Annotated in this window: 7 protein-coding genes and 2 pseudogenes; 6 read left to right on the top strand and 3 right to left on the bottom strand. The window is 46.4% G+C overall.

Features of this window, described 5'->3' with window-relative positions; translation table 11 throughout:
* A pseudogene (locus E5329_RS32930) lies at positions 1–451 on the bottom strand (transposase); the annotation flags it as partial.
* 53 nt (positions 452–504) lie between these two features.
* Between E5329_RS32930 and E5329_RS27830 the strand changes: the two are divergent.
* Entirely contained in the window at positions 505–1,113 is a 609-nt protein-coding gene (locus E5329_RS27830; RefSeq protein ID WP_275443831.1) for a DUF6017 domain-containing protein, read from the top strand.
* 46 nt (positions 1,114–1,159) lie between these two features.
* On the opposite strand, the pseudogene E5329_RS32755 reads toward E5329_RS27830, so the two are convergent.
* Positions 1,160–1,420, bottom strand: a pseudogene (locus tag E5329_RS32755) (PBECR4 domain-containing protein); the annotation flags it as partial.
* A 333-nt stretch (positions 1,421–1,753) separates the two neighbouring features.
* Complete coding sequence (locus tag E5329_RS27825; RefSeq protein ID WP_135992399.1) at positions 1,754–2,632, bottom strand: LysR family transcriptional regulator; 879 nt, start codon at positions 2,630–2,632, stop codon at positions 1,754–1,756.
* A 181-nt stretch (positions 2,633–2,813) separates the two neighbouring features.
* Between E5329_RS27825 and E5329_RS30190 the strand changes: the two genes are divergently transcribed.
* The 5 genes from E5329_RS30190 (at position 2,814) to E5329_RS27805 (ending at position 6,279) form a co-directional block, all read left to right on the top strand.
* Positions 2,814–2,954 (top strand): hypothetical protein, encoded by a 141-nt coding sequence (locus E5329_RS30190; RefSeq protein ID WP_168356805.1) that lies wholly within the window; start codon positions 2,814–2,816, stop codon positions 2,952–2,954.
* Between the two features lie 39 nt (positions 2,955–2,993).
* The gene (locus E5329_RS27820) at positions 2,994–3,995 is read left to right on the top strand and encodes an alpha/beta hydrolase (protein ID WP_135992398.1); all 1,002 of its coding nucleotides are present in this window, start codon (positions 2,994–2,996) and stop codon (positions 3,993–3,995) included.
* A gap of 32 nt (positions 3,996–4,027) precedes the next feature.
* Positions 4,028–5,194, top strand: a complete 1,167-nt coding sequence (locus tag E5329_RS27815; RefSeq protein ID WP_135992397.1) for an iron-containing alcohol dehydrogenase — start codon at positions 4,028–4,030, stop codon at positions 5,192–5,194.
* 62 nt (positions 5,195–5,256) lie between these two features.
* Positions 5,257–5,805, top strand: coding sequence for a flavodoxin family protein (locus tag E5329_RS27810; RefSeq protein WP_330572398.1), 549 nt, complete (start codon positions 5,257–5,259; stop codon positions 5,803–5,805).
* Between the two features lie 54 nt (positions 5,806–5,859).
* On the top strand, positions 5,860–6,279 hold the full coding sequence (locus E5329_RS27805; protein ID WP_275443830.1) for an aldo/keto reductase: 420 nt from the start codon (positions 5,860–5,862) through the stop codon (positions 6,277–6,279).
* Positions 6,280–6,461 lie beyond the last annotated feature (182 nt).

Below are 6,461 nucleotides of genomic sequence, written 5' to 3'. Positions count from 1 at the left end.
GTTTGTTTGGTTTTGCATAGACATAAAAGCCTTCCTTGTGTTCCCGGCAACAGCGGGCTTTCACTTTTTTAAAAGAGTGTCCAATCCTGGCTTCCATTTCATTGAGAAGCGCGGCGCGGAAAGAATTGCGGAGGAAGGTATAGTTAAAGCGATTGACATTACGCCAGAAACTGTCATCACTGTAGCGGTCCTTAGAGATCAGGCAGTGGATGTGTGGGCTCCATTTCAAATCCCTGCCAAAGGTATGGAGAACCATGGTAAAACTGGGAGTGAAATTCATGGACTTATTTAGCTTGAAAAACATTTGTGAAACAACGCTGTTTACGGAATGAAAGAGACAGTCAAGCAGGGAGCGGCCCTCAAGGAAGAAGTCCCGGAGGCGGCTGTCAATGGTGAAAACACAGTGGAGGTGGAGGCGGCTGATGAGTTTAAAGGACATAGAAGTCGCGCGCTACATGGGTGTATCGCTGGAAGCAAAGGTGCTGTACGGCCTGCTGCTAAGTCATGACTATGCTGGACTGCGGCAAGGACAAGGCGACAAAGCTGTTTTGCGAATTGGAGGGCATTGGCCTTGTGGAACGGAAAAAGCAGGGCCAGGGACACCCCGCACGGATTTACGTCAAGAACTTCATCTTGGAGCCGGAACCCTCCGCGCCGGTTCAGACTGCTGAAAACCAGCAGTCAAGGACGCTTCCCAGTGCCGCAGTCAAGACTGCTGAAAAACCACAGTCTGCAACCCTGAAAACCAGCGGTCAAGAGTACGGAATTTCCGCCCTTAATAATACTGATATAAATAAAACTGAAGAAGCGATACTGATCTATCCATCCTACCCCTTGCCCCCCTCAGCAGTTTCTTCCCCTGCTGGTAAACGCGCTCCGCGCAGGATGGGATTGGATGAGATGGAAAGCTACCGCGAATTGATTTTAGAAAATATTGAATATGACATTCTTCTGGAACGGAACTCCTGGGACAAGGACTTGCTGGACGGCTATGTGGAGTTAATGCTGGAGGTCTGCTGCTCCACACGGGAATCTGTCCGTATCTGCGGGCTTTCAGACGGGGAGGGCTTCTGCTTCCTCTCTCCTGCTCTCCATCCGGCAAGTCTTCGATAAATTGAAACATTTCTAACCTCAAACGGCTTTCATCAACAAAAACACTTTTTTCTATGGTTCGGTATGTAATACGTCCAGCTAAAATATCCCGAAAAACAGTTTGACGGTTCTCGCTGGCAATGCTGATGTCCCTCAGTTTGTGAAGCCCCGCAAGATGATGAAAATCCGTTTCGCTAAATCCCAATACAATCTCTTTTTGTTTTCCCTTACGGCCCAGAGTAAATCGGTATTGACAGCCAATCAGTCGTTCAAAAACGGCGGCGCATCTTTGTAATAAATCCGTATCCTTTTCTCCCGTATACAGCAAAAGACCCTGCCTTGTGTTATTATTATGCGTCCAGGACAAAAATATGTCAATGTTTTTTGTTTTGTCCGTGTTTCTTCGAGTGTTTTGAGGGGATTTATTTTCTGCACAGATGTGCAGGAGGAAGCGACCGCAGGAAGCGCAAAGCCATGCCGAAAGGCGTGTTTGGTCTGACGCGCAGGCGGACAGCCTGGGGCTTGGGGAAACCCCAACAAGCGAGCAGGAAATCCGAAAAGGATATTCCGACTCATTGCTTGTCTACGGTAGAGAAATTAGTAAAAGTAACCTTTCCCTTACCAGATTCCTAGCCATATCTGCAAATACACGTTTCGATTTCTATTCTAACAATTCAGATTTCAATTTTTCAAGCAGTCGTTCGGCAATAGGGGTAAAGATTTGGTATTTTTTCCAAATTAAATATATCTTTGTTTCAAGCTTCGGCATGAGGGGACGAAAAACAAGTCCGCTTTCAGGATTTGTGTCAATCAAATGTTCAAAGGTCAAAAGATAGCCGAGTCCTTCTTTCACAAAAAGCGATCCGTTATATGATAGACGAAACGACCCTTCAAGGTGTAATTTATCCATGTTATTGCCGCACCATTTGGAAATATCATTGCTCCATCCCTGTTCGGAACAAAAAAGAGGAAGTCCAAATAAGTCATCCACACAGATGGATTCTTTTTCTGCCAATGGACAGTTCTCTGGCATGACAACACCCCAAAGATCAGCGTGGTGAAAGGTCAAATAATGATATTTTGCAGTATTGGGTTCCTGCGCCAGTACGGCAAAGTCAATGATACCTTTATCCAGTTTTTCTGTAACCTGTTCCGTGTCGCCGCTGGTAATATGATAATGCAGATCGGGATAAGACTCTTTGAATCTTCTGATTGTGGCGGCGAGGCATCTAATCTGGTAAGATTCCGCCAAACCGAAGTAAACATCCCCTCCCAGAACATCATCCAAAGCAAGAAATTCTGTTGTAATTTTGTCAGCCATTTTTATCAAGTCTTCTGCCCGTTTTCGAAGCAAAATACCTTCCTCAGTCAGCTGTATGCTGAAACTATGGCGCGTGAACAGTTTTTTCCCAAGTTCATCTTCAAGTGCTTTTAACTGCTTGGAGAGTGTGGGCTGGGTAACGTGAAGCAGCTCTGCCGCACGGGTCATGTTTTCTTCTCTTGCCACGGCAAGAAAATATCTCATGGTTCGCAGCTCCATATTGCCCTCCTGTGATATTCCAAAAATTTATATCATGTTATAAATTATAGCCATTAGCAAAATAAAAGTCAAGGGGATATAATACAGGCATAGCAGGAAGGGAGGCGGTCATACGGATGATCTTATTCAGAATCTAAAGGATGCAGGCTGTGGCGCTCAGACCATTGAGAAGGTCTGCAGGTTGTATGGTGACGGTCAGATTCAGGATGCGATTAAAATGCTGCGGAAACACCGTTTAAGCCTGATGGACAGCCTGCATGAAAGTCAGGAAAGGGTTGACTGTCTTGATTTTTTAGTATGGAGAATGGAAAAGGAAAAGTAATCATTAAAAATAACAAAAAAGAAAGAGAGGCGTTACAAAATGGAAAATACTGTAAGACTGGAATTGACAAAGGAATGGGATAAGACTTTCCCGAAAAGTGAAAAGGTGAACCATCACAAGGTGACATTTCCTAATCGTTACGGGATCACGCTGGCGGCAGATCTTTATGAGCCGAAAGGAGTGGAAGGGAAGCTGGCTGCGATTGCGGTATGCGGGCCGTTTGGCGCGGTAAAGGAGCAGGCATCCGGACTGTATGCACAGACGATGGCGGAGCGTGGTTTCCTCACTATGGCATTTGATCCTTCCTTCACTGGTGAAAGCGGCGGCACACCCCGATACATGGCTTCACCGGACATCAATACAGAGGATTTTCAGGCGGCGGTGGATTTCCTTTCCGTACAGGAAAATGTTGACCCTGAGCGTATCGGCATTATCGGTATCTGCGGCTGGGGAGGCCTCGCCCTCAACGTAGCAGCGCTGGATACCCGTATTAAGGCGACGGTTGCCTCCACCATGTATGATATGTCCCGCGTCAATGCCAACGGATATTTTGACGGTGAGGATTCCGCAGACGCACGATACGCAAAGAAGGAAGCCATGAACGCCCAGAGACTTGCGGATTATAAAAATGGCAGCTATGCGCTGGGCGGCGGCGTTGTCGATCCTCTTCCGGAGGATGCGCCTTTCTTTGTAGCAGATTATCATGATTATTATAAGACGGATCGCGGCTACCACAAACGTTCGTTAAATTCCAACGGTGGCTGGAATGTGATCGGGTGTATGTCCTTTATGAACCAGCCCGTCCTTCAGTACAGCAATGAGATTCGCAGCGCAGTTCTTATCATGCACGGGGAGAAGGCGCATTCCTGCTATTTCAGCCGTGATGCTTATGCCACAATGGTGAAGGATAACCCTTATGCAGACAATAAGGAGCTGCTGATTATCCCGGATGCAGTCCATACGGATCTGTATGACGGCGGCGGAAAGGATGCGATTCCGTTTGATAAGCTGGAGCAGTTCTTTTCGGAAAATATGAGATGACATTTATAGCTTAAAATAAGAGGAGGAAGACGATGTTAGGAAATTTTATGTATTGTAACCCGACGAAGCTTTATTTTGGCGAGGATTCCCTTGCCAGTCTGAATGAAGAACTGCCTAAGTATGGACAGAATGTCCAGCTTGTGTATGGCGGCGGGTCGATCAAAAAGAATGGTATCTATGATAAAGTCATGGAGATTTTGAAAGCACATGGAAAAAATGTGTTGGAAGATGCAGGCGTCATGCCAAATCCAACGGTGCAGAAACTGTATGAAGGCTGTAAGATTGCCAGAGAGGGTAAGGCAGACCTGATCCTTGCGGTCGGGGGCGGTTCTGTCTGCGACTATGCAAAAGCGGTTTCCGTATCTGCATACTGTACGGAAGATCCATGGGAAAAATATTATCTTCAAATGAAAGATGTGGACAATGAGATCATCCCGGTGGGATGTGTCCTGACAATGGTTGGTACAGGCTCTGAAATGAACGGCGGCGCAGTTATCACGAACCATGAACAGAAACTGAAGATTGGCCATGTATTTGATGAGAGGGTGTATCCGAAATTTTCCATCTTAAACCCGGTATATACCTACACGCTGCCCCAGTATCAGATGGTTGCGGGAATCTATGACATCATGAACCATATTACGGAGCAATATTTCTCCGGGGAGGACGACAATACTTCTGATTATCTGATGGAAGGCTTGCTGCGGTCTTTAATACATTCCAGCAGGATCGCTGTGAAGAATTCTACGGATTACGAGGCAAGGAGCAACATCATGTGGATTGCGACATGGGCGTTAAATACCCTGGTGGCAAAAGGAAAATCTACAGACTGGATGGTGCATATGCTTGGGCAGGCGGTTGCGGCACATACGGATGCAACCCATGGCATGACCCTTGCGGCGGTATCTATGGCCTACTATCGCTTTGTCTGCCCGTTTGGGCTGGAAAAGTTCAAGAGATTTGCCATGAACGTATGGGATGTAGATTCGGAAGGAAAAAGTGATGAACAGATTGCAGCGGAAGGCCTGAAAAAAATGGAAGTTTATATGAATGAACTGGGTCTTACGATGAATCTGAAAGAGCTTGGGGTAACAGAGGAGATGCTTCCGGGAATCGTTGACAGCACGCTGATTATGGATGGCGGCTATAAGGCGCCAGGTAAAGATGAAATCATGGAGATTTTAAAGAACAGCTTATAAAAAGCCAGTATAACAGAGCGAAATAGGCTGTTCCAACGTATAAAAACAGAGGAGCAGATAAGATGAATACGATAAATGATATGCGTATCTTGGTATTAAACGGAAGCCCCCGTCCAAAGGGAAATACGAAACAAATGGTGGATGCGTTCCGGAGTGGTGCGGAATCCGCAGGACATCGGGTGGATGTAATTGACGTATGCAGGAAAAAGATTGCGGGTTGTCTGGCCTGCGAATACTGCCATACAAAGGGAAACGGAGCCTGCGTGCAGAAAGATGATATGCAGGAAGTCTATTCCCTGCTGGGGGAGGCGGATATGCTTGTCATTGCCTCGCCGATTTATTATCACGGTGTTTCAGGGCAGTTAAAATGTACCCTTGACCGCTTCTATTCTGCCGCTTATCCGAGAAAGCCCCGGAATCTGAAAAAGGTGGCTATGATATTAAGCTCCGGTGATCCTGCAATGTATGATGGGGCAATGTTCTCCTATAAAGGAGATTTTCTGGAATACCTCGGCCTTGAAGATATGGGGGCATTTACAGCGTACGGCATGGAGAACGGTTCGGCTTCAAAGCTGAAAGAACTCCGGGATTTCGGAAAAAATCTGAAATAATGATAAGGGAGGCTGTGGAATGAGAAAAATATTCAGCCTATACTTGTTTCCTTATTGGCATTTCCCATAACAGCATGCGGGCGAAACAAGGCAGGGGAAACCGGGACAGCCGGAGGCATTGAAACAATCCAGACAACAGATACCATGGAATCTGTACGGGAAACCAGGACTGCGCCCGGTGATACAGGCAGCGAACCGGAGGCAGAGGAAGAAACCATTGTAAAAGCAGGTTTTGATTTTGAAAGAAGGACAGTCATGCTAAACAGCGGATATGAGATGCCGGTTAACGGCCTTGGAACATACAGCCTTCATGGTGATGAGTGTATTGATTCTGTGAAATCTGCGTTATCAAACGGCGTCCGTCCGATTGATACTGCCTCTGTATATGGCAATGAGGAAGAAATCGGGCAGGCAATCCGGGAGGCAATCGATGAAGGGATTGTACAGCGGGAGGATATTTTCGTTACGACATAAATTTATCCGGGAAACGAGATGGAAGATCCGGCCCGGTCGATCCAGGCCTGCCTTGATCGGCTGGATATTGGCTATGTGGATGCCCGTGTTATAATAGGGCTAAGTTAGAAGAAACCCAGTAAAATCACAATGTCATTAACTTAAGGAATCTTTTACATTTGAATTGTAAAAGGTTCCTTTTT

Origin of the sequence: Petralouisia muris (assembly GCF_004793545.1) — a bacterium.
Classification (GTDB): Bacteria; Bacillota; Clostridia; order Lachnospirales; family Lachnospiraceae; genus Petralouisia; species Petralouisia muris.
The sequence above is the reverse complement of the archived record's forward strand: the minus strand, read 5'-3'. Positions and strand labels throughout refer to the sequence as shown.